17 protein-coding genes and 7 tRNA genes are annotated in these 25100 nt (G+C 42.3%); 1 reads left to right on the top strand and 23 read right to left on the bottom strand.

Annotation, left to right across the window (positions count from 1 at the left end; all coding sequences use genetic code 11):
- Positions 1–83: 83 nt before the first annotated feature.
- The 6 genes from BCU57_RS01240 to BCU57_RS01215 form a co-directional block, all read right to left on the bottom strand.
- The gene (locus tag BCU57_RS01240; protein WP_102438114.1) at positions 84–1262 is read right to left on the bottom strand and encodes a methyl-accepting chemotaxis protein; all 1179 of its coding nucleotides are present in this window, start codon (positions 1260–1262) and stop codon (positions 84–86) included.
- A gap of 277 nt (positions 1263–1539) precedes the next feature.
- Complete coding sequence (locus BCU57_RS01235) at positions 1540–2157, bottom strand: hypothetical protein (protein ID WP_102438112.1); 618 nt, start codon at positions 2155–2157, stop codon at positions 1540–1542.
- Positions 2158–2462: 305 nt separating this feature from the next.
- On the bottom strand, positions 2463–2891 hold the full coding sequence (locus BCU57_RS01230; RefSeq protein WP_102438110.1) for a hypothetical protein: 429 nt from the start codon (positions 2889–2891) through the stop codon (positions 2463–2465).
- Positions 2891–4513, bottom strand: a complete 1623-nt coding sequence (gene gshA, locus BCU57_RS01225; RefSeq protein WP_277869089.1) for a glutamate--cysteine ligase — start codon at positions 4511–4513, stop codon at positions 2891–2893. The genes BCU57_RS01230 and gshA overlap by 1 nt, the downstream gene beginning before the upstream one ends.
- Before the next feature lie 254 nt (positions 4514–4767).
- On the bottom strand, positions 4768–7599 hold the full coding sequence (locus BCU57_RS01220) for a M16 family metallopeptidase (protein WP_102438107.1): 2832 nt from the start codon (positions 7597–7599) through the stop codon (positions 4768–4770).
- Positions 7600–7762: 163 nt separating this feature from the next.
- Positions 7763–8185, bottom strand: a complete 423-nt coding sequence (locus BCU57_RS01215; RefSeq protein WP_102438105.1) for a YqaA family protein — start codon at positions 8183–8185, stop codon at positions 7763–7765.
- 362 nt (positions 8186–8547) lie between these two features.
- Between BCU57_RS01215 and BCU57_RS01210 the strand changes: the two genes are divergently transcribed.
- Entirely contained in the window at positions 8548–9795 is a 1248-nt protein-coding gene (locus tag BCU57_RS01210) for a dicarboxylate/amino acid:cation symporter (RefSeq protein ID WP_102438103.1), read from the top strand.
- Between the two features lie 108 nt (positions 9796–9903).
- Here the strand turns inward: BCU57_RS01210 and BCU57_RS01205 are convergent, their stop codons facing one another.
- The 17 genes from BCU57_RS01205 to recA form a co-directional block, all read right to left on the bottom strand.
- Complete coding sequence (locus BCU57_RS01205; RefSeq protein WP_198589926.1) at positions 9904–11064, bottom strand: alginate export family protein; 1161 nt, start codon at positions 11062–11064, stop codon at positions 9904–9906.
- A 139-nt stretch (positions 11065–11203) separates the two neighbouring features.
- Positions 11204–12046 carry an ABC transporter ATP-binding protein gene (locus BCU57_RS01200; RefSeq protein WP_102438100.1) on the bottom strand — a complete coding sequence of 281 codons (843 nt, stop codon included), beginning with the start codon at positions 12044–12046 and terminating at the stop codon, positions 11204–11206.
- Positions 12047–12084: 38 nt separating this feature from the next.
- The gene (locus tag BCU57_RS01195; RefSeq protein ID WP_241903509.1) at positions 12085–12993 is read right to left on the bottom strand and encodes an ABC transporter permease; all 909 of its coding nucleotides are present in this window, start codon (positions 12991–12993) and stop codon (positions 12085–12087) included.
- Between the two features lie 170 nt (positions 12994–13163).
- The gene (locus BCU57_RS01190) at positions 13164–14480 is read right to left on the bottom strand and encodes a CmpA/NrtA family ABC transporter substrate-binding protein (protein ID WP_227006757.1); all 1317 of its coding nucleotides are present in this window, start codon (positions 14478–14480) and stop codon (positions 13164–13166) included.
- A 665-nt stretch (positions 14481–15145) separates the two neighbouring features.
- Positions 15146–16276, bottom strand: a complete 1131-nt coding sequence (locus BCU57_RS01185) for a sodium ion-translocating decarboxylase subunit beta (RefSeq protein WP_102438094.1) — start codon at positions 16274–16276, stop codon at positions 15146–15148.
- Between the two features lie 8 nt (positions 16277–16284).
- A complete protein-coding gene (gene oadA, locus BCU57_RS01180) occupies positions 16285–18072 on the bottom strand; it encodes a sodium-extruding oxaloacetate decarboxylase subunit alpha (protein WP_102438092.1) in 1788 nt (595 codons plus the stop codon).
- Between the two features lie 17 nt (positions 18073–18089).
- Positions 18090–18338 (bottom strand): OadG family protein, encoded by a 249-nt coding sequence (locus tag BCU57_RS01175; RefSeq protein ID WP_076542995.1) that lies wholly within the window; start codon positions 18336–18338, stop codon positions 18090–18092.
- 759 nt (positions 18339–19097) lie between these two features.
- Positions 19098–19174, bottom strand: a tRNA-Arg gene (locus BCU57_RS01170).
- A 69-nt stretch (positions 19175–19243) separates the two neighbouring features.
- A tRNA-Ser gene (locus BCU57_RS01165) sits at positions 19244–19335 on the bottom strand.
- Between the two features lie 6 nt (positions 19336–19341).
- Positions 19342–19418, bottom strand: a tRNA-Arg gene (locus BCU57_RS01160).
- A gap of 21 nt (positions 19419–19439) precedes the next feature.
- A tRNA-Arg gene (locus BCU57_RS01155) sits at positions 19440–19516 on the bottom strand.
- A gap of 33 nt (positions 19517–19549) precedes the next feature.
- A tRNA-Arg gene (locus BCU57_RS01150) sits at positions 19550–19626 on the bottom strand.
- A 32-nt stretch (positions 19627–19658) separates the two neighbouring features.
- A tRNA-Arg gene (locus tag BCU57_RS01145) sits at positions 19659–19735 on the bottom strand.
- A gap of 21 nt (positions 19736–19756) precedes the next feature.
- Positions 19757–19848 (bottom strand) — tRNA-Ser (locus BCU57_RS01140).
- A gap of 227 nt (positions 19849–20075) precedes the next feature.
- Positions 20076–20279 carry a carbon storage regulator CsrA gene (gene csrA, locus BCU57_RS01135; RefSeq protein ID WP_076542996.1) on the bottom strand — a complete coding sequence of 68 codons (204 nt, stop codon included), beginning with the start codon at positions 20277–20279 and terminating at the stop codon, positions 20076–20078.
- A gap of 415 nt (positions 20280–20694) precedes the next feature.
- Positions 20695–23319: an alanine--tRNA ligase gene (gene alaS, locus BCU57_RS01130; protein ID WP_102438090.1), complete on the bottom strand. Its 2625-nt coding sequence runs from the start codon at positions 23317–23319 to the stop codon at positions 20695–20697.
- Between the two features lie 411 nt (positions 23320–23730).
- Positions 23731–24795, bottom strand: coding sequence for a recombinase RecA (gene recA, locus BCU57_RS01125; RefSeq protein ID WP_076542998.1), 1065 nt, complete (start codon positions 24793–24795; stop codon positions 23731–23733).
- Between the last annotated feature and the right edge of the window lie 305 nt (positions 24796–25100).

Below are 25100 nucleotides of genomic sequence, written 5' to 3'. Positions count from 1 at the left end.
GCACTTAATCGTAACCCATAAAAAAGGAGCTAAGGCTCCTTTTTTATGGACTATTGATTTGCAAGTAATGATTTAGCTAGGGTTTAAATACACACTCGAGTGAGTACTTTCTCAAGATGCTCAGAGCTGGTTTGTTGCCTATAAGCGCGGTCTGAAATCGCTTTTAAGCTCTGCTGCACTTCATGACTCAAACGGGTAATTTCCAGCGCTCGACTACTGATACTGTTAGTGGAAGATTGCTGCCCTTGAATGCTGTAGGTCATATTACTGGCAACACTATCAAGTTGCTCAAATGCGCCGCCAATATCAGTAAATGCTTGGGTGACCCGCAGGCATTGTTGCACGCTTTCATTAGTCACTCTTTGACTGTCGCTAATGGCATTAACAGCATTACTCGCTTTGGCTTGCAGCTCTAAAACAATAGTTTGAATTTCTACCGTCGACTCCTGAGTGCGATGAGCTAATGCGCGAACCTCATCAGCCACAACCGCAAAACCGCGGCCTTGCTCACCGGCTCTAGCGGCCTCAATGGCAGCGTTTAGCGCCAATAGGTTGGTTTGCTCGGCAATACTTTTAATCACTTCTAAAACATTACCAATTTTCTGGCTGTCGCTGTTTAATAAATCCAAATCAGATACCAAACTTTCAATGCCATTGGCAAAGGTGGTCATGGCAGTTTGATTACTTAACGCATCATTATTACCGAGCTCAAGTAATTGCTTCACTTCCGTAGAGGTTGATTTAAATTCGTCGGCATTGATTGATAACTCATCTGCCGTTTTCACTATGTCTGCTAATGAGCTTGAAATAAGCTCGGTTTCAGCAGTGCTTTTGGCAACGGATGATTCAGCCGAATTCATTTGCTGCGCCAACTCCTGCGAGCCATGGTGAAAATTATTGGCATCTTGCTTAATGTCATCTAAAACCAATTTCAGTTCTTCAATAAAACCACTAAGGTCGTTGGTAATTTTCGCCAGTAAATCATTACCACTATCGATTAGCGGCTTTTTAGGGGCGGCTTTCGTACTAATAACTAAACTTAGATACTCAGCCAGTTGACTCAAGCGTGTGTGTAAAAACTGCTTAAATAAATACAGACCTACTATCGTTTGCGCCGCACCTAATAGCGCGACAATGAGTAACAGCGTGGTTTTATCAATTTGAGAAGGTAAAAATGCAATGATGACCAATGCCACCAGCACCAACGAGATTAACGGATAAAGCAGTGTTGCCTGTAATTTATTATTATTGTGAGATTGCATATACAGTTCCGAAAGTAGTGATTATATTTTTCTAGCAACTCGTCATGAGCTTTTAGCGCTAGCGGTGCTTAACATTGATCCCCCCAAAAAGCCATATAGCCTCAAGGGTTACAAATTGTCACAAGCGGTTTTATTACTATCGGAATAAGCTGCAAAAAGTTTAGCGTTAATTGTTAAATATTTATGAACAAGGTTAAGTATAAAAACTGATCTAACCAAGAGAAAGTAAAAGCCCCGCGAATGCGAGGCTGATGAGAATGACAATAACTAATGCGTATTAACCGAAAAATAACCGCCATAACCAGGAAGAGTCGAGATCTTCTTTACAGGTATGATACTGAGCAGCGTAATTTCTGGCGCGAGCATCAACACGATTAGCAACAGGTCCAAGCCATGCTTTAGCTTTATAGCTGCCACGTTTATAGCCGCCCCAACCTTCGTGATAATTCAAATACTGATTTTTCGCATCCCATTTTGACACCCCATTAATGGCATGGGTTTTATAGATAAACCAGCCCATAAAATCCATCGCATCATCAAAATTACTGCGACTTGACCATGAATTACCGGTTTCACGTACATAGTCATCCCATGTCATGGTTTTTGCTTGAGCATAGCCATAGGCATCACTGGCGCGGCCAATAGGAATAAAGCCCCAAAAGTATTCCATTGGTGGCGCGGCATTATGTTTAAACGAGCTTTCTTGGAACATCATAGCTAAAGGCACATGTACTGGTACGCCCCACTTTTCGCGCGTTTTTACCGCCGATTTATACCAAGAGCGATTTTCTTGAAATATTGAGCATAAATTATCAGGCTCTTTAGGTGGCGGAGTTGCACAGCCCGTAAGCTGTAAAAGAAACATTGCGCCCAAAGCACGAAAAAACCACGTCATAAATGCCCTTAAAGTAATCAATATCAGGAGTTAACTAAAGCGATTCGATTTTCACATCAAAATAAACTAGATGCAAACCACGGCGTTAAAAAATAGAACTTAATCTGTCGCTAGAATGCGACCATTGGTATTAGTCAAAAAATACTTGAACTCAAGTCTGACAATAAAGCTGGACTAGAGGGAGGTTCAGCGGCTAAGGTTTTCTAAAAAGACTATCAAGGTAACATTTAATATCGGAATAAATGAGTAACTAAACCATTAAATTATTGCCTAATTGGGGACACTTATCGCGCCTAAGCGGCACATTAATTATCGGGGTTGGCAAACTCACATTCATGGGGCTCTTGCTGCCATATGACGGGTTGCCAGTAATCGGTATTCTCGCCAGTATAAATTCTATCTTGATTAAATTCAGCCGCTAAATGAAGCTGCAGGTGCGCTTTCACATCAACATCAATATTTTTAGGCTTACGGGCAGCAAGCTTAACTTTTAACTCAGGCGACTCAATGAGCTCTGCCACGGTAAACTCATGTTTTCCAGCGGTTAATTTATAATAAGGCCTTGAGATAACAGGCTTACCATCAAGATGAGTCACCACCACGCGATAAAGACTCTGCGAGGTCGGTGGGGTTATATAACTCGCCACCGAGCCACAGATAGCTTGCTCATCCACTGATGATGCACAGCCTTGTAATAGACCCAGCACCACCACAGATAAAGCTAGCCTTTTCATTAACGACACGCTGCGGCAGGTTTGGATAAGTCAGCAAAATAATCAGCTAAAAACTCATCAAAGCCGACACTCGGTAACGCTTCCGCCATATGCTGTTGAGCAAGTGATAGTGCCGCCTCTTCAACATAGCCAGCTTCCACCTCAGCGGATAATGGGTAGTCAGATAAATATTGCTGATAATCTAGCGCCAGTTTTTTCACCCAACTGCTATGATCTTGACCTTGATTAACCACATCGTCCAGCACGCGACCCGATAGGGTTAAACTTGGATCGTCGATAGCGGCTTGCCATTGCGATAATGCCTGTTGGTATGCATTACCAGAATCACCATCTAACAACTTAGCGAGGCGAGACAGAGGTTCAAATATGTCATTCAGCCATTGAGTGCGGCTAATTGACTGACCATTTTTAATTAGCTCAAGCCCAGGCTTTCGACCTTCAACTACCACAGCTTGCAAGTTAGCGGCGATTTCCTGCTCTGCAGCGCAATCACTTTTTTCTGATGACGACAGCAAGCAGTACAGCAAGAATAAGTCTAAAAATCTTACCTGACTGGCATCAATACCAATTGGGCTATAAGGGTTTACATCTAATGCACGCACTTCAATGTATTCAACTCCAGCGCGAGACAATGCCTCTGAAGGTTTCTCACCTGCTTTGGTGACTCGCTTGGCACGAATTGGCGAGTAAAACTCATTCTCAATTTGCAGCACATTGCTATTGAGCTGACGATATTCACCATCGACTTTAACGCCGATTTTCTCAAAACTGGCAGAAGGCATGCGAATGGCTTCGCCCACCCCTTGTAAATATTCAGGCAGTGAGTTGTAACTGATGTTTAAGCGTTCTTGCTCTTTATTGGTGTAACCTAAATCGCTCATACGAAGTGAAGTCGCATATGGCAGGTATAAGGTGCCCTTACCGGTTTTCTTAAAATCAAATCCGACGTTTTTATCTTTAATGAACGAGCCACACAGCGCAGGAGATGAACCAAAGAAATACGGTAATACCCAAACTAAACGGCGATAATTACGGATCATGCCAAAGTAAGACTCTGAGATGAACTCACAGCGCGACACTGACTTATCAGTGCGTTCATATAAGCTATCCCACAATTGTTCAGAGACTGAAAAATTGAAATGCACCCCTGCAATAATTTGCATGAGTGCGCCGTATCTATGGGTTAAGCCTTTACGGTATAAGGTTTTCATTTGACCGTTATTAGAACTGCCATAACGGGCAATAGGAATATCTTTTTCATCGCCGACATAACACGGCATGCTCACAGGCCATAGCGTCTGGCCATTCATGTTTTTAACACTGTAGGCGTGAGTTTGAGTTAACCCTTCAAGTAAGGTGTCAATATTAGTATTCACCGGGGTAATGAACTCAAGTAAAGACTCACTATAATCAGTGGTAATACGAGAATGCGTTAAGGCTGAGCCGAGCTTTTGCGGATGGCTATCCATCGCAAGGTGGCCAGTGCTTTCGATGCGCAGCGCTTCGCGCTCAATGCCTCGTACCATGCCGAGTAAAGATTCACGCCCTTGGGCATTTGATAGATAATCGACTGTTTCATTGAATGAATTCAATTTGCTGTTCTCTTGTAGTGACTCGCTTATGCGACATTCAAACTGCTAGACCTGATATTTAGCACTAACATTTCTTTAAACCAATTAAAAGCATGTTATTAAACACATATGAGCTCACAGTAAAAAGCATTTTCAGCCATTCTACACTCACTATGTTTTACAAATAAAAAACGGTAACAGTTAACCTGTCACCGTTAATTACTAAATTCTAGCATTTTTAAATGGCTATCAAACCCTATATCTGATCTATATAAGGTTTTTTATCCTAAAAACAACTGCGATACTTATTTTATTTCAACTATAGGATAGTCCAAAGCTTGCAACTTAGGCAGAATAGCAGCTTTATCGCCCACAATCAGCATCACCATCTGTGATAAGTCTAATTGCGTGGCAGCTAACTCATTTAGCTCAGCACGCGAAACTTGTTGAACAATATTTGCCTGCTGCTCAGTAAAGTTGTCATCAAGTTGGTAACGCTGAATCATCCGCATGAAGCCCGCTTTTTGATAAGGCGTTTCGTAGTCTAATGCTTTACCTTGTGAAATTGAGCTACGTAAAAAAGTTAACTCCTCTTCGCTCATACCTTGCTGCTGATATAGATTAATCTCGTTAATAAACTCAATAAGTGACTCTGCAGTCACATCAGTGCGGACACTGGCTGAAGCCATAAATCGCCCCACTAAGCTATCACCATTAAAACCACTGCGAGCACCATAGGTATAACCTTTGTCTTCCCGCAAATTGAGGTTTATCCGACTGTTAAATGCGCCACCTAATGGGTAATTCATTAAGTAAGACTTAAAGTAGTCGCCTGTTGCATCATAGGTTAACGCCCGCTTACCAATATTAATAACCGACTGCGCCGCATCTGGTTTATCAATAATGTAAATGGTGCCACCAGCAAGCTCTGGTAATTGCGGTAATACAAATGGCGAGCTGGCACTGCCTTGCCAAGCTGCAAACGGGCTTAATAACGGCAGCACTTGTTGCTTGCTTAAATCAGATACCAGCACCATTTTGGCATTACCCGCTCGATACTGCTGCTGATAAAACTGTTTAACATCCTCAAGGGTTAATCCGGCAACACTTTCTAAGGTGCCAGAAGCATTGACGCTTAACGGGCTGTTTTCACCATAAAGTAACGATGAAAAGCCTTGGCGCGCTAAAAAGTTAGGATCTGACTCTTGATGCTGTAAACCTTGTAATTGCTGCTGTTTAAGGCGCTGAAAGTCAGCCTCAACAAAACCTGGGGTAAATAGCTTCTCTTGTAATATCGCTAAAGTCGGCGCGAGATTTTCAGTCAAACTTGAAAGCTGAATATAGCTTTGTGAGCCCGATGCACCAAAGGACACACTACTGCCAAGCATTTCTAATGCGCCAGCTAGTTCTTCAGTTGAACGTTTAGCGCTTGATTCATTGAGCATAGATGCCGTTAATGACGCCACGCCCGCTTTACCTTGGGGCGCAACGCGGTGGCCGCCTTCAAGATAAATCAGTAATTCAACGGTTGGAGTTTCATGGCTCTCAGTACCCATGACTTCAATACCATTGGTCAGTGAAGCATTCCATAACTCAGGCACTTTTAGTACTGGCGCATCACCCACCTTTGGCATAATAGTACGATCAAAGTTTGAGGTAATTTGTCTGACGTTATCGACGCCGCTCACGGCTTCTGGCGCTACCGGCATCATGGTTGGGGTAAAGTTATCTTCAGCGGCAATTAATTGTTTTGCCCCTTCAGGTACAACGCTCATGACCACCATAGGTTTGTCTTTGATATACGTATTAAACACCCGCATTACATCATCTTTGGTGACACTGGCATAACGGGCCAAGTCACTGGCTACCATGTCAGGGTTGTCAAAAAAGGTTTGATTGTAGGCCAGAGTTGATACCTTACCTTTTACACTTTGCATGCCAAAAATAGTATCGGCTTCAAACTGTACTTTAACCTTTTGTAAGTCATCATCTGTCACGCCACGCTGCTCAAACTCCTTAATAGAGTCATTAATTTTCTGCTCAAGCGTCGCAAGCGTTGCCCCCGAAGCGGGATTAGCCAGTGCATACAAGGTTAAGCTACAAGCTAACTCTTGGCATGGATGACCTACCGAGGCTTGTACTGCATAACCATCTTTGACTAAGTTTTTGTATAGCAGTGAGGTTTTACCGCCACCGAGAATATTGGCTAATAAATCCAGCGCGGCCTCATCTTTATGTCGAGCGTATACTGTGGGGAAACCCATATAAATCAGCGGCAAATGAACTTTATCTTCCATTGAAATATAACGGGTTTTATCTAAGACCACTGGGGTTTTAGGATCTGCTGACACCTCTGGACCACGTTTTAGCTCACCAAAATACTTATTCACCATGGCTAGTGTTTGCATTTCATCGAAATCACCACCAATGGTTAAGGTAGCGTTATTAGGGCCATACCAGCGCTTAAAGAAATTACGCACATCATCAACACTGGCACGTTCTAAATCTTCTGGCCAACCTATCACTGGCCACGAATACGGATGCCCAGCAGGATACATTGCTTGGTTAAAGCGCTCATTCAAACGGCCATAAGGTTGATTATCAATTCGCTGAGCGCGTTCATTTTTAACTGTCTCACGCTGGACTTCAAATTTTTCACTGGTCAATGCTGGCAATAAAAAGCCCATACGATCAGATTCAAGCCAGAGCATTTTTTCCAGCTGGTTGCTGGGTACAGTCTCAAAATAATTGGTTCTATCGGTATTGGTGGTGCCATTTAAGGTGCCACCAGCCTCAGTAACGACTTTGAAATGCTGCTCATCGCCGACATTTTGCGAGCCCTGAAACATCATGTGCTCAAATAAATGGGCAAAGCCACTGCGCCCCGCCACTTCACGAGCTGAGCCCACATGATAAGTGACGTCAACATGAACGAGAGGGTCTGAGGTATCTTGATGTAAAATCACCGTAAGACCATTTTCTAGCTGATATTTCTTATAAGGAATACCCACAGAGTCACTTTGAGCGACGGTTTCAACTAATGTGACCCCTTGAGGTAACGCAGGGGAAATTGTTGCTTCATGTGCGCAGCCACTAATGGCGATAGAGATCGCTGCTGCCAAGATCCATTTCTTCACTTATATACTCCTTGAAATCTAGCCAATGAAATCAGTCAATGTGATGCTATGAGTCGTTTTATACCTTGTTGGTTCAATCGCATATAAAAATATCCTCTCCAATCAGATAGCTAACAACAGTGATCACCATAGGGTTTTATAAAAAAAACCAATAACAGTTGTTTTACCATGCCAACATAAAGGCAGCCACTATTAATGAGTAACGAATCGTTTTACCGATTAACATCATGACAGTAGACGGGATAATAGGTAGCTTTAACCAGCCAGCGAGTAAACATAGAATATCGCCAATTAATGGCAACCAAGAAAGCAGCAACGCCCAATAGCCATATTTTTCAATTAATTTTAATCCATGTTGGTATTTCTTACTCGCTAGATCCTCTGGCGTCTTAGCAAAGCGACCTAAATAGCCTAAATAGTAACTGCTTATTGCTCCTAAGGTGTTACCAACACTGGCAGCCACCAGCAGCGCAAGCCAGGTTTCTGGTTGATCCGTAAGTAAGGCTACAAGTAAAACTTCTGAACCTCCTGGTAACAAAGTTGCCGCTAAAAAAGCCCCGCTGAACATTAACCACAATGCAGTCATTTACTTTACCTAATGATATCTATGGTGTTTTAGCCATTAAACTCGTAATATAAAAACGAGTTAACAAGCTGTTGAATTTCAACATGTAATTAACAAATTAAAAAAGTGATATAAGTTATATTAAAAACGGTTTGTCCCGACGATATTCGCTGAATACAATTCGAAAAATATTACCTAAAAGACTCTAATTAGGCTGGCTTAAAATAGCCTGAAGTCAATGGCTAAACTCAGTTTATACCGCTAACGTAATACATAGCTACAATGACTATTCAATGGCCTTTTGTGTGATTGTATAAGGTTATTGAAATAATAATCCTCTTGCTGGTAACGACTGGCAAGCATAATAAATAGTTGGAACCTTGATGATTTTTCAAACCTTGAAACGCATTCCTTTTTGGCAAAAAGTACTCGCAGGCTTTGCCTTAGGTATCCTTGCAGGTGTAGCTTTAGGCGAAAGTGCAGTAATACTAAAACCTTTAGGTGATTTATTTATTAGCGCCATCAAAATGTTGGTTGCACCTTTAGTTTTTTGCGCCATCGTTGTCAGTATTACCTCATTAGGCTCACAAGCTAATTTAAAGCGCTTAAGCTTTAAAACCTTAGGCATGTTCATGTTTACTGGCACCATGGCATCGTTTATTGGTTTAGCCATTGGTAGCTCATTTGATATGGGCGGCAGTTTAGAACTAGCGACCTCAGAAGTGCGCGACCGTGATATCCCAGGGTTTGCCCAAGTGTTACTTAATATGATCCCAGTAAACCCTTTTGCATCATTAGCTGAAGGTAAAGTCCTGCAAATTATTGTGTTTGCAGCGCTCGTTGGTATTGCAATTAACGCCGTTGGTGAAAAGGCAGAGCCACTTAAGCGCACCATTGAAGCAGGTTCAGAAGTAATGTTTGAACTAACCCGTATGGTATTAAAGCTTACCCCTATCGGCGTGTTCGGCTTGATGGCATGGGTTGTTGGTGAATACGGCCTGTCAACTTTACTGCCATTAGGTAAGTTTATTGTGGCTATTTATGTGGCTGCATTAATTCATATTATTTTTGTTTATGGTGGTTTAGTGAAGTTTGCTGCCGGCCTAAGCCCTGTACAATTTTTCCGTAAAGCCATGCCTGCTCAACTAGTGGCATTTAGCACCGCATCAAGTTTTGGCACCTTACCAGCAAGTAGTAAATGTACTGAGTCTATGGGTGTATCAAAGCGCTATAGCGCCTTTGTATTGCCGTTAGGCGCTACCATGAACATGGATGGCTGTGGCGGTATTTACCCTGCTATTGCGGCGATATTTATTGCGCAAATTTACGGTATTCCACTGGATATGACCGACTACATGCTCATTGCGGTAACGGCAACTGTGGCGTCAGTAGGTACAGCAGGTGTTCCAGGTAGTGCGATGGTGATGCTAACAGTGACCTTGGGCGTGGTTGGTTTACCCCTTGAAGGCATTGCCTTTATCGCCGCTATTGACCGCGTTATTGATATGATCCGCACCGCAACCAATGTCACTGGTGACATGATGACAGCTGTGGTTGTTGGCAAAAGCGAAGGCCAATTCGATGAGCAACAATTTTATTCAGATGAAAAAGCGCTAAATCAAGCGGCTTAAATCGAGTCGCTCAGCAGCGAAAATTTATTAAAAAACGGCTAACTCAAACTGAGTTAGCCGTTTTTATTTAAGCGTTAACTGTTCAGACCAACTGCTTAAAAGCTACGGCTAGAACTTAGCATTAGCCCATAACCACAGTTTATCAGTATCGACTTTACCTACAGCAGTATCGCCTTTTGAATACGCGGCGTATTTAATCCCTAAGGTATAATTTTTTGTCACCGGCACGCTGAAGACTGCATTAATTTCAGACCCTAAATCATCCACTAAAGCCGATGATTCATCAGCCTCAAAATCGTGATATACCAGCGCCCATTTACCGCCAATCACCTTACCGCCAATTGAGGCGTAAAGATCGGCTAAGCCTTGTTTAGGGGTTGATAAAAACTGATCTGACCAACCATTAAAGCCATGCAAGGTCGCTAAAGGTGTTTGGAAACCATAGTCGCCGCCGTCTGATCCCAATACTTCATAACCCACTTTAATAGTAATCGCCGAAAAACCGACTCCAGCCTCAACGCTCATATAATCAGCTGAATAGGACAAGTCTGCGTTATCAGAATCCTGGGTGGCATACTCTGCTGAATACAATACTTTGATATCACCCACATCGGTATTACCAGCAAAGCGTAAACCATAGGTATCAAGGCCGTTATCAATGGCGCTATCTTCTTCTAGTAAATACCCATAACCACTTAAGGTACCAAAATCGGTTTTTAGTGAAGCATTTATCAGGTTATCTTTTGAATCGATATCTTTTTCCTGTGCAAAGATACGATTACGCTGGCTGATATAGCCGTAGTCAATTTTAAATACATCGTTAAATTTGTACTCTAACATCACCCCATCGAAGGTCTGTCTATCTTGACGCCAGCCCACATGACCCACAAAGCGTTGGTTATCAAAGGTAATGACTTGGCGACCACCTTTAACGGTAAAGCCTTCATAGTTATATTTTAAAAAGAATTGATCAAACTCGGTGGTTTCTGGATCGGCAATCACTGAATATTGCGGATTTTTACCTAAGGTATTGTTGTAATCATCAACGCCGGCAACCACACGTGAATCTTCAAACTCAAGGGTGGACGAAAAACCATAGTAATCAGCTGTGGCATAAGTCAGACGAGTGCGAAGGGTTAAACCATCAGCATCTTTTAAGGCATTATCTTGATCAACCATTTCATAACGCAAATTCAAGTCGACCTTAACGCTGCCTTGGGTGACCGCATCAGCAACGGACTGGGTCGTTTCAGCATGAGCCGAGCCCATGGCCAACAAGGTTAATGATAGCGGCGCCGCAAGGCTTACTATCGATTTGGTTAATTTGCTATTAATCAGTGCAGCGAGTTGCTTCTGTTTCATCATCTTTCCTTTTATATTTATAACTAAACTGTTCCATGCATCAGTGTTAAACCGCTTCAGCCTGTTCATCTGATGTAGTTAATGACTTACTAATATTAATAGGCTCTACTTTGCGCTGTTTCTCATAAAGAAACTTCAGTACTTCGGCCCGCAAACGGTTGTATTCAGGATCTTCTGCTAGCGCCAGACGATCTCTTGGGCGGGGTAAATCAACTGCAAGAATTTCACCCACGGTTGCTTCTGGGCCATTGGTCATCATCACAATGTTGTCTGACAGCAATACCGCTTCATCCACGTCATGGGTGATCATGATGACGGTATTATTAAGCTCCAGTTGAATTTCCATCAGCGAGTCTTGCATATGGGCTCGGGTCAAAGCATCGAGCGCCCCAAAAGGCTCATCCATCAATAGCACTTCAGGTTCCATTGCCAAGGCTCTGGCGATGCCCACTCGTTGTTTCATGCCGCCTGATATTTCACTGGGCAGTTTGTGCATCGCATGATCCATATGCACTAGGCTCAGGTTGTATTCAATCCATTGCTTCATTTCAGCTTTTGACTTAGTGCCTTTAAACACCTGCTTTACTGCTAATTCCACATTTTGATATGAGGTTAACCAAGGCAATAAAGAGTGGTTTTGAAACACCACAGCTCGCTCAGGGCCGGGCTCTGAGACTTCAGTACTATTTAAAATCACCCCACCTTTAGTGGCTTGATATAGCCCCGCCACAATATTGAGTACGGTTGATTTACCACACCCCGAGTGACCAATAAGCGAGACAAACTCGCCTTTATTAATTTTTAAATTGACTTCCTTTAGCGCCTTAAACGGCCCATTTGGGGTTGGGAAGTCCATGTCGATATTACTAATATCTAAAAATACACTCATAAGATTTATCCTTATTCCTCAACGAACTCTTCAACCAGTTAGTGACTTTTATCCCAAGAGAACCAGCGCTGTAGTGCCAGTACGCCACGGTCTAACAAAAAGCCAATAAAGCCAATCACAATCACTGCCGCCATTATTCGTGACAGAGATTCTGAACTGCCGTTTTGGAACTCATCCCAAACAAACTTTCCAAGCCCTGGGTTTTGCGCCAACATTTCAGCGGCAATTAACACCATCCATGCGACACTCAGGGATAAACGCATGCCAGTAAAAATCAACGGTATTGATGCTGGTAGCACGATTTTTTGTACGTGGGTTAACGGTGATAAGCGCAGCACCCGGCTGACATTGAGTAAGTCAGAATCAATGGATGCCACCCCTATTGAGGTATTGATGACCATGGGCCACAGACTACAGAGGGTGACGGTTAACATGGAGTTGATAAATGATTTAGAGAACATCGGATCCGGTGACACATATAACGCGCTCACCACCATGGTCACCAACGGCAACCATGCCAGTGGTGACACAGGTTTGAATATTTGCACTATCGGATTCACCGCCGCATTAACGGTTTTACTTAACCCCATCCAGATCCCCATGGGGATAGCAATAATGGCGGCTAGTATAAACCCAGACATAACCGTGATAAGTGAGGTCACTATCTGATCGAAGAAGGTTTCCTTACCGGTGTACGTTCTGGTTTTCGCTTGATAACTGGGATCGGCAGCCAGCCTTGCATTATTGCGAACTTGTTGGCGCTCATAAAAAGCCGCCGCCTTTTCTCGCTCGGCATTATGCTCTTGGTAAAGCCCATCGAACTGACCTATAACAGCCACAGGACCAGGAAACTTACCTAGGGATGTATTAATATTATTGGCTGTAATTGACCAAATAACCAAAAACACGGTAATACCGATGAGCGGTAATAATAATACTTTGCTCATTGCCGCTGATTTGGCTAACAACGAAGTTACAGCCGACTTATCCATAGGGAGTCTCTGCGCTAATCTTGCAATGGTTGTCATAGGTCTATCCTCACTTCGATAGCTCTTACTTGCATAAAATCTGAATCAAACTCGACATAAAACTCGAGATAAAGTACTTAAGCTCAGGCTTACAGTTTGTCGCCTTGTTTTAATCCGATACTGAACTTGTTGATATAGGCATTCGGTGCACTACCGTCATACACAATGTCATCAATAAAATGTTGCTGCGGCTTTTTAAAGCCCGTTTCAGTAGCAAAGTCAGGGAAATGTTTGGCATCAATACTTTTATCATCAATTAACGATTGCGCCGCTTTGGCATAGATATCTGGACGGTAAACCTTGGCAGCTATCTCTTTGTACCAAGTATCAGGCTTATCATCTGAAATCTGTCCCCAACGACGCATTTGGGTTAAGTACCAAATCGCATCTGAGTAATATGGGTAGGTTGCGTTATAACGAAAGAACACGTTGAAATCAGGCACCGCGCGCTTATCACCTTTCTCATATTCAAAGGTGCCCGTCATGCTATTGGCAATCACATCGTAATCAGCGCCAACATAGTTAGATTGAGATAAGATTTTCACAGCTGCTGGGCGGTTAGCATTGTTGTTTTCGTCTAACCATTTAGCCGCTTTAATTAATGCTCTAGTTAAGCGAATAGTGGTGTTTGGATACTTTTCAGCAAATTCTGCAGTAATACCAAATACTTTTTCAGGGTTATCTTTCCAAATTTCATAATCGGTAACCACTGGCACCCCGATGCCTTTAAATACCGCTTGTTGGTTCCAAGGCTCACCAACGCAGTAGCCATAGATGGTGCCAGCTTCAAGGGTTGATGGCATTTGCGGTGGCGGCGTAACAGATAAGTAAGCTTCAGCGTCAAGTTGTCCTGAAGTATCACCTTTGTGAGGCGCATAAAAACCGGGGTGAATACCACCAGCGGCTAACCAATAACGTAGTTCATAGTTGTGGGTAGAGACTGGAAATACCATGCCCATCTTAAAGGGCTTACCTTGCTCGTTATATTTATCTACCACAGGTTTGAGCGAGTCTGCTTTAATGGGATGAACCGGTTTACCATCAGCATTTTTAGCGATGTTAGGCTTCATTTGCGCCCAAATATCATTGGATACAGTAATAGCATTACCATTTAAATCCATTGAAAAAGGCGTAATGATATGGGCTTTGGTACCATAACCAATCGTGGCTGCAATAGGCTGACCTGCTAGCATATGCGCCCCATCTAAGCGGCCATCAATCACGCCGTCCAGTAACACTTTCCAGTTAGCTTGAGCTTCGATGGTGACGTATAAGCCTTCTTCTTCGAAATAACCATTTTCATAAGCGATAGCGATAGGCGCCATATCGGTCAGTTTAATAAAACCAAATGTCAGCTCTTCTTTTTCAGGAAAGCCTACTTCTGCAGTGGCAACATTAACTTGCATCGCTGCACCAATACTTAGCGCGACCGCAAGCTGTTTAAAAGACGTTTTCCAGTTCATCGTTTATCCCTTTTAAGTTTAAAATGACTTAAAACAAAAAAGGCGCTTTAATTATCCCTAAGGAATAATTAAAGCGCCTTTGCTTTATCGTTAATGTGTTCCATCTTGTCGCTCTGCATAAATATTCAACAAACTGCAGATTAAACCAATAAATAGTCTCAATGACGAGTATTGTTGTCATAGTCCATTCAGTAACCATGCCATAAATGTAAACCTCTGTTATAAATGATTAAATGTGTTTGCAACTGAAAAACCTATTGCCCCTAAGCGTCCGTAACGGTGCAAGATAAAATACTGTTGCACTTTTTTGGGCAGCATTTAACTTTAGACTAGCACCGGAACTTGGGGTTTAGTTGCTGACTGTGTAGGTGATTGCGTATGTGATTGTGATTGTGTTAGTCGCAGAGTAAATGATTAAGTCATGGCTGTGTCGATAACTAAACCGATAGATAAGCAAATGAAATTGAGCTACCGATATAAAAAAGCCACTTAATCTGGTGATTAAGTGGCTTTTATTTAGCAACTAATGCGAGTAACTAATCTGAATCACTAACTTAAGCTAATTGAGACGCATTAGCTGATGGTTACTCTTGTTGAAACAACTCTGGTTAGCCTAATACCGCAAGTAGTACACCTGCAGCAACAGCACTACCTAATACACCAGCCACGTTTGGCCCCATAGCATGCATCAGCAAGAAGTTTTGGTTATTAGCTTCAAGACCTACCTTGTTAACAACGCGCGCCGCCATCGGCACTGCAGAAACTCCTGCTGCGCCAATCAATGGGTTAACTTTGCCACCAGATAGCTTAGACATGAACTTCGCCATTAATACCCCTGAAGCAGTACCAATACTAAATGCCACGGCACCTAAAATAAGAATACCCAAGGTTTCAATGCGTAAGAACTGTTCTGCCTGTAATTTAGAGCCTACAGCTAAACCTAAAAAGATAGTCACAATATTGATAAGCTCGTTTTGCGCGGTAGAAGATAGTCTATCAACCACGCCAGACTCACGCATTAAGTTACCTAAACAGAACATGCCCACTAAAGGCGACGCCGCTGGTAGGAACAAAATCGTTAGACCGACAACCATCAAGGGAAAGATAATTTTCTCTTTCTTACTGACTTCACGTAGCTGCTCCATTTTGATGCTACGCTCTGACTCATTGGTTAATAGACGCATAATTGGCGGCTGAATTAACGGCACTAATGCCATGTATGAATAAGCTGCAACAGCAATCGCACCTAATAAATCAGGGGCTAGTTTTGAGGCTAAGAAAATCGCAGTTGGACCATCTGCACCACCAATAATCGCAATGGCTGCGGCGTCAGTCATGCTGAACTCAAAACCCGGCACCACATTAAGAGCAATTGCACCTAATAAAGTCGCAAATATCCCGAATTGGGCTGCAGCGCCCAACAATAAGGTTTTTGGGTTAGCGATTAATGCACCAAAATCGGTTAATGCCCCCACGCCCATGAAAATCAGTAATGGAAATATGCCGGTCTCAATGCCCACATGGTAGGCGTACCAAAGTAAGCCGCCTTCTTCAGTGAAACCCGCATTTGGAATATTCGCCAGTATGGCACCAAACCCAATAGGCAATAATAGTAATGGCTCGAAGCCTTTTGCTATTGCGAGATACAGTAATAAACCGCCTATTGCCATCATAAATAATTGATCAAGAGCGAAGTTAGCAATGCCTGTCTCAGACCAAAAGGCCAGTAATCCTTCCATGCTATCTCCTACGCTAATGCTAACAATGGTGAACCAACCGAAACGGCATCACCTTGCTTAACTGAAATATTTTTGATGAAACCTGTTATTGCTGCGCGCACTTCAGTTTCCATTTTCATTGCTTCAAGGATTAACACCACATCACCTTCATTGACGTGATCGCCATCGTTTACCAATACTTTAAAAATATTACCCGACAGTGGTGCATTCATGGTGGCTTTCACTTCATCGCTCACAGGTGCAGCAGCAACAGTTGGAGCAACGGCAGCAGGTGCTGCTGATGTCGGCACGATCTGGCTGATATCGCCTCCTTCGCTTACCTCAACCACAAAGCTTTGTCCTTGCACATTAACAGTGTAGGTTTCAGCGCCTTTTTCAGCTTTAGCCGCAGGCACGGCCATATCATCAGCACTTGGCACTGGCTCAAAGGCATCAGGGTTACCGCGATTAGTCAGGAACTTAAGACCAATTTGATTAAATAGGGCATAGGTCATTACATCATCATCAGTTTCTGCGGCTAATGTAATACCGTCTTTCTTAGCGATGTCAGCAAGCTCGCTGCGAAGCTTATCTAATTCAGGTTCAATTAAATCTGCAGGGCGACAAGTAATAGCCTCTGCGCCATTTAATACCCGTGCTTGCAGCTCGGCATTAACCGGAGCCGGCGTTGCACCGTATTCGCCTTTCAGTACACCTTCGGTTTCTTTAGCTAAGGTTTTATAACGCTCGCCCATTAAGACATTAATCACTGACTGGGTGCCGACAATTTGCGAGGTTGGTGTAACCAATGGCAAAAAGCCAAGATCTTCACGCACACGAGGGATCTCTTCTAACACCTCATCCATTTTATCTGCAGCGCCCTGCTCTTTGAGCTGGTTTTCCATGTTAGTTAACATGCCACCTGGCACTTGTGCACGAAGAATACGTGAATCAATGCCTTTAAGCGCCCCTTCAAAACGGGCATATTTCTTACGTACTTCTCTAAAGTAAGCGGCAATTTCTTCTAATGCTGCCATGTCGTAACCCGTGGCGCGGCCCGAGTCTTCTGCCATAGCAACTAATGTTTCAGTAGCTGAATGGCCATAGGTTTGGCTCATGGTTGAAATCGCGGTATCAAGAATATCAACACCAGCCTCAATGGCTTTTTGATAGGTTGCAGTACTTAAACCCGTTGTAGCATGACAATGCATAGAAACGGTTAAGTCAGTTTGAGATTTTAAACGGCTGATAAGGTCATAAGCTTGCATTGGCTTAAGTAAGCCTGCCATATCCTTGATGCACAGTGAGTCACAGCCCATGTCTTCAAGGTTTTTAGCCATATCAACCCAAGTATCCACGTTATGAACTGGGCTACTAGTAAATGAAATCGTACCTTGTGCATGACCGCCGACTTGCTTAACTGCTTTAACCGCAGTTTCTAAGTTACGCACATCATTCATGGCATCGAAAATTCTGAAAACATCAACACCATTGGTATGGGCACGCTCAACAAAGCGGGTCACCACATCATCGGCGTAATGACGATAGCCTAATAAATTCTGACCACGCAATAGCATTTGCTGTGGTGTATTTGGCATCGCCTTTTTCAGCTCTCTGATACGATCCCAAGGGTCTTCGCCTAAATAACGAATACAAGAATCAAACGTAGCACCGCCCCAAGACTCTAAAGACCAAAAACCAATTTTATCCAGTAAAGGTGCAATAGGTAACATATCGTCTAAACGTAAGCGCGTGGCTAAAATAGATTGATGGGCGTCTCGTAATACTACATCTGTTAACGCTAAAGGCTTGCTCATGATAACTCCTAAACGATTTAATCTTTGGCACGATACTGGTGAATAGCAGAAGTGATAGCTGCTATTAACTTAGGATCAATTGATGTCGCAGCTGCGGGTACAGGTGTAGGCGCATTAGCAACAACAGGCTGAATGTCTGACTGACATAATCTAGCTACAAGATTAATGCCGATAATTAATATGCTTAAAAATATAAAAACTAAGCTCATCCCCATTATCATCATGCCCAAGGCATCCAATAATTGCTCGGATATTGATGATGTCATAAACCCTCTCTTGTCATTATGTGCAATTAAGAATTGCCCACAGGATCAGTTCCAATGTTTACACGTCAATAACGTCTGCTGAATAAATTGCACCAAAACGATGCGGCATCAACAAAAGGAATAATTATTCATTCAGCATAAGCTGTTTTTATTCCATTAAAATCCACCAGTTCAGCGATTAAACTACCCTGTGATTTATTATCGACGAAAAATATAACCAATCTATAACAATTAATCCAACACCTTGTAAATTGGTCAGACCAAAATTAATAAGATTAAGCCCACCTTGGTGATAATTCGATAAAAATAGTTCACATATAATGAAGAATCTTCATTTTTGATTACTTTATCAGGAAAATGATAAGGTCATGACAAGATCTATATAAAAAGAGATATCAGAAATAAGAACAGCTATATTCACCAAAATTGTGCAGATGCTCTATTTAGCATAAATATGTAGTGGTTTTTGTAATTTATGGCTCATCATCAAGTTGTAGTTAAAATAAAAGCATACAAAACTAATTAACCAAGCTAAGTACAATTAATCAACTAGAGTGAACGTACTAACCAGCATGACTGAAGGATTTATCCAAATTTTGATGTGGTTCATTTTGACTTAAGATCTAAAGCAGGTTAGCGACATTTGAGTGAGTGTGAAGTAGGTATATTGGCAGGAAAACTTAAAGTCACTTTATATGACTGACTGGATTTTAGGCATAAAAAAAGCCCTGTAGATAACTACAGGGCTTTTTCTAATACTGGTGCGGATGGGAGGATTCGAACCTCCGACCGCCTGGTTCGTAGCCAGGTACTCTATCCAGCTGAGCTACATCCGCAAAATTTTTACTGCCAATCTTTACTCAGTGCTAATTGAGCTTAGTTGCATATTTAAAATATGCAAATAATGGCGGAGAGGGAGGGATTCGAACCCTCGATGGGAGTTAAAGCCCATACTCCCTTAGCAGGGGAGCGCCTTCGGCCACTCGGCCACCTCTCCGAATTATGGTGCGGATGGGAGGATTCGAACCTCCGACCGCCTGGTTCGTAGCCAGGTACTCTATCCAGCTGAGCTACATCCGCATAATTAGGTACTATTTTATATGGTGCGGATGGGAGGATTCGAACCTCCGACCGCCTGGTTCGTAGCCAGGTACTCTATCCAGCTGAGCTACATCCGCATATATAAAATTTACAGCTTTTAAATTATTTAATGGTGCGGATGGGAGGATTCGAACCTCCGACCGCCTGGTTCGTAGCCAGGTACTCTATCCAGCTGAGCTACATCCGCTCATTAAAAAATTTAAACACAACAATAGAAAATGGTGCGGATGGGAGGATTCGAACCTCCGACCGCCTGGTTCGTAGCCAGGTACTCTATCCAGCTGAGCTACATCCGCATCGTTTACTATTTTAAGAAATGGCGGAGAGGGAGGGATTCGAACCCTCGATGGGAGTTAAAGCCCATACTCCCTTAGCAGGGGAGCGCCTTCGGCCACTCGGCCACCTCTCCGTTTCTTGGCGCACATATTACTGTTTGCCGAAAATAAGTCAAACCTTTTTCAGCATCTTATATTCATTTGAACTGTTTTTGAGCACATTGATGAGTTAAGCCACAATTATCATCAATTCATTTAAAAAAATTTGTATTTTTTTTAGCAAACAATCTTAAATAGTCTAAAAACAATAAAGCCAGCTTTCGCTGGCTTTATTGGTAAATCGCAAACAATGTCTGATATATCAGAAATTGCCACCATCTTCAGGTGTAACGTTGCCAGATTTTTCAGACTGGATACGTTGATAAATTTCTTCGCGATGAACTGATACTTCTTTAGGTGCATTCACACCGATACGTACTTGGTTACCTTTTACACCTAGTACAGTAACAGTCACTTCATCACCTATCATTAATGTTTCGCCAACACGGCGAGTCAAAATCAGCATTCGATTGCTCCTTTAGTCCAATCAGCATACACCAGCTTCTATCCGTAATATGCGCGTTTAATAATGTTAGCTTAATACAAATCATTAGTGACGACACTAAATCAATAAAACTTTTAAGCTTTTTACCCCAAAAAAAAGAAAAAACGTATTCCTGCGGCCTGATTATTTCAAGTTGATAACATTTAAAGGCTATTCTTTAAACAAAAGCAAAACAGGTAATTTAATAAATTGCTGCTTATGCGTACAAAAAAAGCATAAAAGTTGCTTCAATTTAGAATTATAGTAGCTTGAGTCAAAAAAGCGTAAAAAATGATACCTAAGAATGCTTTATAAGCTTGCCGAACCACTATCTCAAAGCTCAACCTAATACTCAAGCCATAAAATGCCGTAAACACCTTATGGCTTAAGTTGTCAGTTAGCCTAAACGTTCGCTGAGCCATGGTTGAACTAAGGCTAATGCTGCATCTAAGTTCTCTGGTTGTGTTCCGCCAGCTTGGGCCATATCAGGGCGCCCACCACCTTTACCGCCAACCTGCTGTGCTACCATAGCCACAAGTTCACCAGCTTTAACCTTACCGACAAGATCTTTGCTCACACCAGCAATCAAGTTAACCTTTGCATCGCCAGCAATACCGAGCACGATAATTGATGACGGTAACTTTTGCTTCAGCTCATCTTGCAAGCCTCGTAAAGATTTAGGGTCCACACCTTCAAGCTTTTTAACTAATACCTTGATGCCGTTCATCTCAACAGCTTCACCAGCAATATCGGCACTGGCTGCTGCAGCTAACTTATCTTTTAGCTGCGACATTTCTTTCTCAAGGGATTTTACTTTATCAAGCTGTGCTTTTAATTTCGCTACAACAGAGGCTGAATCTGACTTAAGCAAACTTGCCGCTTGTTCAAGTTGAGATTGCTGCTCAGCAACATAAGCCATTGCTGCGGCACCCGTTACCGCTTCAATACGGCGAATACCTGCTGCAATACCACCTTCTGAAGTGATTTTGAATAAACCAATATCACCAGTACGGCCAACATGAGTACCACCACAAAGCTCGATAGAGAAGTCACCCATGGTAACCACACGCACTTCGCTGTCATACTTTTCGCCAAACAACGCCATTGCGCCCTGCTCTTTGGCTTCATCAATCCCCATAACCGCAGTTTTTAATTCATGGTTACGACGAATTTGAGTATTAACCATGTCTTCAACTTGCTTAAGTTCTGCTGCGGTGACCGCTTCAAAGTGAGCAAAGTCAAAACGTAAACGCTCAGGGTTAACTAATGACCCTTTTTGATTTACATGGCTACCCAGTACATTACGTAGTGCTGCATGTAATAAATGGGTCACTGAATGGTTAAGCTGAGTACGATGACGAAGTTTTTTATCGACTTCAGCGCTAACGCTATCACCAACATTTAAAACACCAGCAACTAACTTGCCTTGATGACCGAAAGCTTGACCAAAAATTTGAGTATCGGTCACAGCAAAATTAGCATCATTAACTGTTAAATGGCCTTTGTCGCCAACTTGACCGCCAGACTCAGCGTAAAACGGCGTATTATCTAATACAATGACCGCTTCTTGATCTGCCGTTAATGAATCAACTGCATTACCTTCTACATATATAGCTGTAATTTTACCTTGACCATTTAGCTCGCTATAACCGCAAAACTCGGTTTCACCTTCAATTTTAAGGCCTGCATTGTAATCAGTGCCAAAATTGCCAGCCGCTTGTGCTCGGCTGCGCTGCTCAGCCATTGCCGCTTCAAATCCTGCTTCATCAACGGTGATATCACGCTCACGACATACATCCGCAGTTAAGTCGACAGGGAAGCCATAGGTGTCATAAAGTTTAAATGCTGTTTCACCATCTAAAATATTAGCTTCAAGTGCATTAAGGGCTGCATCTAAAATACCTAGGCCACGCTCTAGCGTTCTAGCAAACTGCTCTTCTTCGGCTTTTAAAGACTTTTCAACAATTGCTTTAGCATCAACAAGGCCTTTAGCTGCATCGCCCATCACTTCAATTAATGTTGGCACTAATTTGTAGAAGAAGGTATCTGTCGCGCCAAGCTTGTTACCATGACGCACTGCGCGGCGAATAATACGGCGTAGTACATAGCCGCGGCCTTCATTTGACGGCATTACACCGTCAGCAATTAAAAATGCACAAGAGCGAATATGATCGGCAATAACCCGTAAAGATTTATTTTCTAAATCTTGGACACCAATGATTTCAGCCGTTTTAGCAATAAGCTGTTTGAAAATATCGATTTCATAGTTTGAATGTACGCCTTGCATAATCGCAGCAATACGCTCAATACCCATACCAGTATCAACAGAAGGTTTTGGTAATGGCTTCATTTCGCCGTCAGCTTGACGGTTGTATTGCATGAATACGATATTCCAGATTTCAATGAAACGATCGCCATCTTCTTCTGGAGTACCAGGGCGACCGCCCCAGATATGCTCGCCATGATCATAAAATATTTCAGAACATGGGCCACAAGGACCTGTGTCACCCATTTGCCAGAAGTTATCAGACGCATAAGGTGCACCTTTATTATCACCAATGCGGATAATATTTTCAGGGGCGACACCAATTTTGTTAGTCCAGATATCAAACGCTTCATCATCAGTTTCATAGATGGTGACGCATAAACGCTCGGTTGGAAGCTTTAATGTTTCAGTTAAAAAGCGCCATGCATAGCTAATGGCTTCTTCTTTGAAGTAATCACCAAAACTGAAGTTACCTAACATTTCAAAGAAGGTATGGTGACGAGCGGTGTAACCTACATTATCAAGGTCGTTATGTTTACCACCAGCACGTACACAGCGTTGCGATGTTGTCGCTCGGGTATAGCTACGCTTTTCTTGACCTAAAAAACAGTCTTTAAACTGATTCATACCGGCATTGGTGAATAGTAAAGTTGGGTCATTGTGAGGTACTAAAGAGCTACTATCGACAACTTGATGTTCGTTGTGACGAAAAAACTCTAGGAAAGCACTTCTTAGTTCTGCGGTAGTTTGAAACATGAAATCGCCCTAAAATGGATAAATCGTATTTATCAGGAAGCTGTTAGTCAGCGCTAAATTGCCAACATTATATACTTAAACAAACTATAGGTGCGACATTCTAGGGCAATAGATTGGCTATTTTAGGCTGGAATTTAACGATTTTGATCATCGAATATTTGATTGATTGTGCAATATAGCCATATTTATGGGTAATCAAAAAATTACCGCAACTAAAACAGCTAACAAAACGGCTAACAAGAGTGGCTATAAAGCTAATTGATAGGCGCTGTTAAGCTTCATTAGCGTAACAGCAAAATATAGCCTCTGACAGATATGAGTTACATACTGAGCAAAATTGGATAAAAAAAAGCGGCGAGCATATAGCTCACCGCGATTTAATAATTCTAACTACTAATACCTAGCAAAGGCTTAAAACACTTCACCGGTTTCTAAATCGATGTTTTCATCGGGTTTAGCAGGGGCGGCATCTTTTTCTTTATCTTTACTAAGCAATAATTCACGTAATGCAGTTTCGATCTCTTCAGCCGCAGCAGGGTTTTCAATTAGGTACTTACCGGCATTTGCACGGCCTTGACCAATCTTGCCGCCTTTGTAGCTATACCAAGCACCAGCTTTTTCAACAAGCTTATGCGCCACACCTAAATCAACTAGCTCACCAGTACGGTTAATACCCTTACCGTACAAGATTTGGAATTCAGCTTGCCTAAATGGCGCTGCAATTTTGTTTTTAACCACTTTAACTCGGGTTTCGTTACCAACCACCTGATCGCCATCTTTGATTGCACCTGTACGGCGAATATCCAAACGCACTGAGGCGTAAAACTTAAGTGCATTACCACCTGTTGTAGTTTCTGGGTTACCGAACATCACACCAATTTTCATACGAATTTGGTTAATGAAAATCAATAGCGTGTTTGATTGCTTAAGGTTACCAGCAAGTTTACGCATTGCTTGGCTCATCATACGAGCAGCAAGGCCCATGTGTGAGTCACCAATTTCACCTTCAATTTCAGCTTTTGGTGTTAATGCCGCCACTGAATCGACAATGATCACATCAACGGCGCCAGAGCGAGTTAAGGCATCACAAATCTCTAGTGCTTGTTCACCCGTATCTGGTTGCGAACAAAGTAGGTTATCAATATCAACACCAAGGTTTTTAGCATAGATAGGATCAAGAGCATGCTCAGCATCGATAAACGCACAGGTTTTACCTTGACGCTGTGCTGCTGCAATCACTTCTAAGGTTAAGGTTGTTTTACCTGATGACTCAGGACCGTAGATTTCTACGATTCGCCCCATAGGTAAACCACCAGCACCCAAGGCAACATCCAATGAAAGTGAGCCAGTAGAAATGGTTTCAACATCCATTGTGCGGTCTGCGCCCAACTTCATGATTGAACCTTTACCAAATTGCTTCTCAATTTGACCTAACACGGCATTCAGTGCTTTCTCTTTATTTGGATCTGCTTTCATTGTGATTATCCCTCTAAGCGAACTCATCTCATTGGCGAGATTGATAACGAATAAATTTGTCTGTTTCTTAATATGAGCTCAGTATACTGTATAATCATACAGTATCAATAGTTACTCAAAAAAAAATTGCAAAACCACTAACAAACAAGGTTTTTCAATATCAATATCAATACCTTATAAGTAAAAATATAATTAAAACTTCTACACCACTGTATATAAAGACTACTGTATACAGTGGTTTCAATATGTTAACCATCTGACAAATAAGCCAATAGTTATACTCTTTCAACTCGATAATAGCAGTT

The sequence above is a fragment of the Shewanella sp. 10N.286.48.B5 genome (genome assembly GCF_002874355.2).
Taxonomy (GTDB): Bacteria; Pseudomonadota; Gammaproteobacteria; order Enterobacterales; family Shewanellaceae; genus Shewanella.
This window is presented reverse-complemented; position numbering and strand designations above follow the sequence as displayed.

Excerpts from the sequence above, each read along its gene's own strand:
- BCU57_RS01240 (WP_102438114.1), bottom strand. The coding sequence starts at position 1,262 with ATGCAATCTCACAATAATAATAAATTACAGGCAACACTGCTTTATCCG.
- BCU57_RS01235 (WP_102438112.1), bottom strand. The coding sequence starts at position 2,157 with ATGACGTGGTTTTTTCGTGCTTTGGGCGCAATGTTTCTTTTACAGCTT.
- BCU57_RS01230 (WP_102438110.1), bottom strand. The coding sequence starts at position 2,891 with ATGAAAAGGCTAGCTTTATCTGTGGTGGTGCTGGGTCTATTACAAGGC.
- BCU57_RS01215 (WP_102438105.1), bottom strand. The coding sequence starts at position 8,185 with ATGACTGCATTGTGGTTAATGTTCAGCGGGGCTTTTTTAGCGGCAACT.
- BCU57_RS01210 (WP_102438103.1), top strand. The coding sequence starts at position 8,548 with ATGATTTTTCAAACCTTGAAACGCATTCCTTTTTGGCAAAAAGTACTC.
- BCU57_RS01205 (WP_198589926.1), bottom strand. The coding sequence starts at position 11,064 with ATGGGCTCGGCTCATGCTGAAACGACCCAGTCCGTTGCTGATGCGGTC.
- BCU57_RS01200 (WP_102438100.1), bottom strand. The coding sequence starts at position 12,046 with ATGAGTGTATTTTTAGATATTAGTAATATCGACATGGACTTCCCAACC.
- BCU57_RS01195 (WP_241903509.1), bottom strand. The coding sequence starts at position 12,993 with ATGAGCAAAGTATTATTATTACCGCTCATCGGTATTACCGTGTTTTTG.
- BCU57_RS01190 (WP_227006757.1), bottom strand. The coding sequence starts at position 14,480 with ATGCAAGTTAATGTTGCCACTGCAGAAGTAGGCTTTCCTGAAAAAGAA.
- BCU57_RS01185 (WP_102438094.1), bottom strand. The coding sequence starts at position 16,276 with ATGGAAGGATTACTGGCCTTTTGGTCTGAGACAGGCATTGCTAACTTC.
- oadA (WP_102438092.1), bottom strand. The coding sequence starts at position 18,072 with ATGAGCAAGCCTTTAGCGTTAACAGATGTAGTATTACGAGACGCCCAT.
- BCU57_RS01175 (WP_076542995.1), bottom strand. The coding sequence starts at position 18,338 with ATGACATCATCAATATCCGAGCAATTATTGGATGCCTTGGGCATGATG.
- csrA (WP_076542996.1), bottom strand. The coding sequence starts at position 20,279 with ATGCTGATTTTGACTCGCCGTGTTGGCGAAACATTAATGATAGGTGAT.
- alaS (WP_102438090.1), bottom strand. The coding sequence starts at position 23,319 with ATGTTTCAAACTACCGCAGAACTAAGAAGTGCTTTCCTAGAGTTTTTT.
- recA (WP_076542998.1), bottom strand. The coding sequence starts at position 24,795 with ATGAAAGCAGATCCAAATAAAGAGAAAGCACTGAATGCCGTGTTAGGT.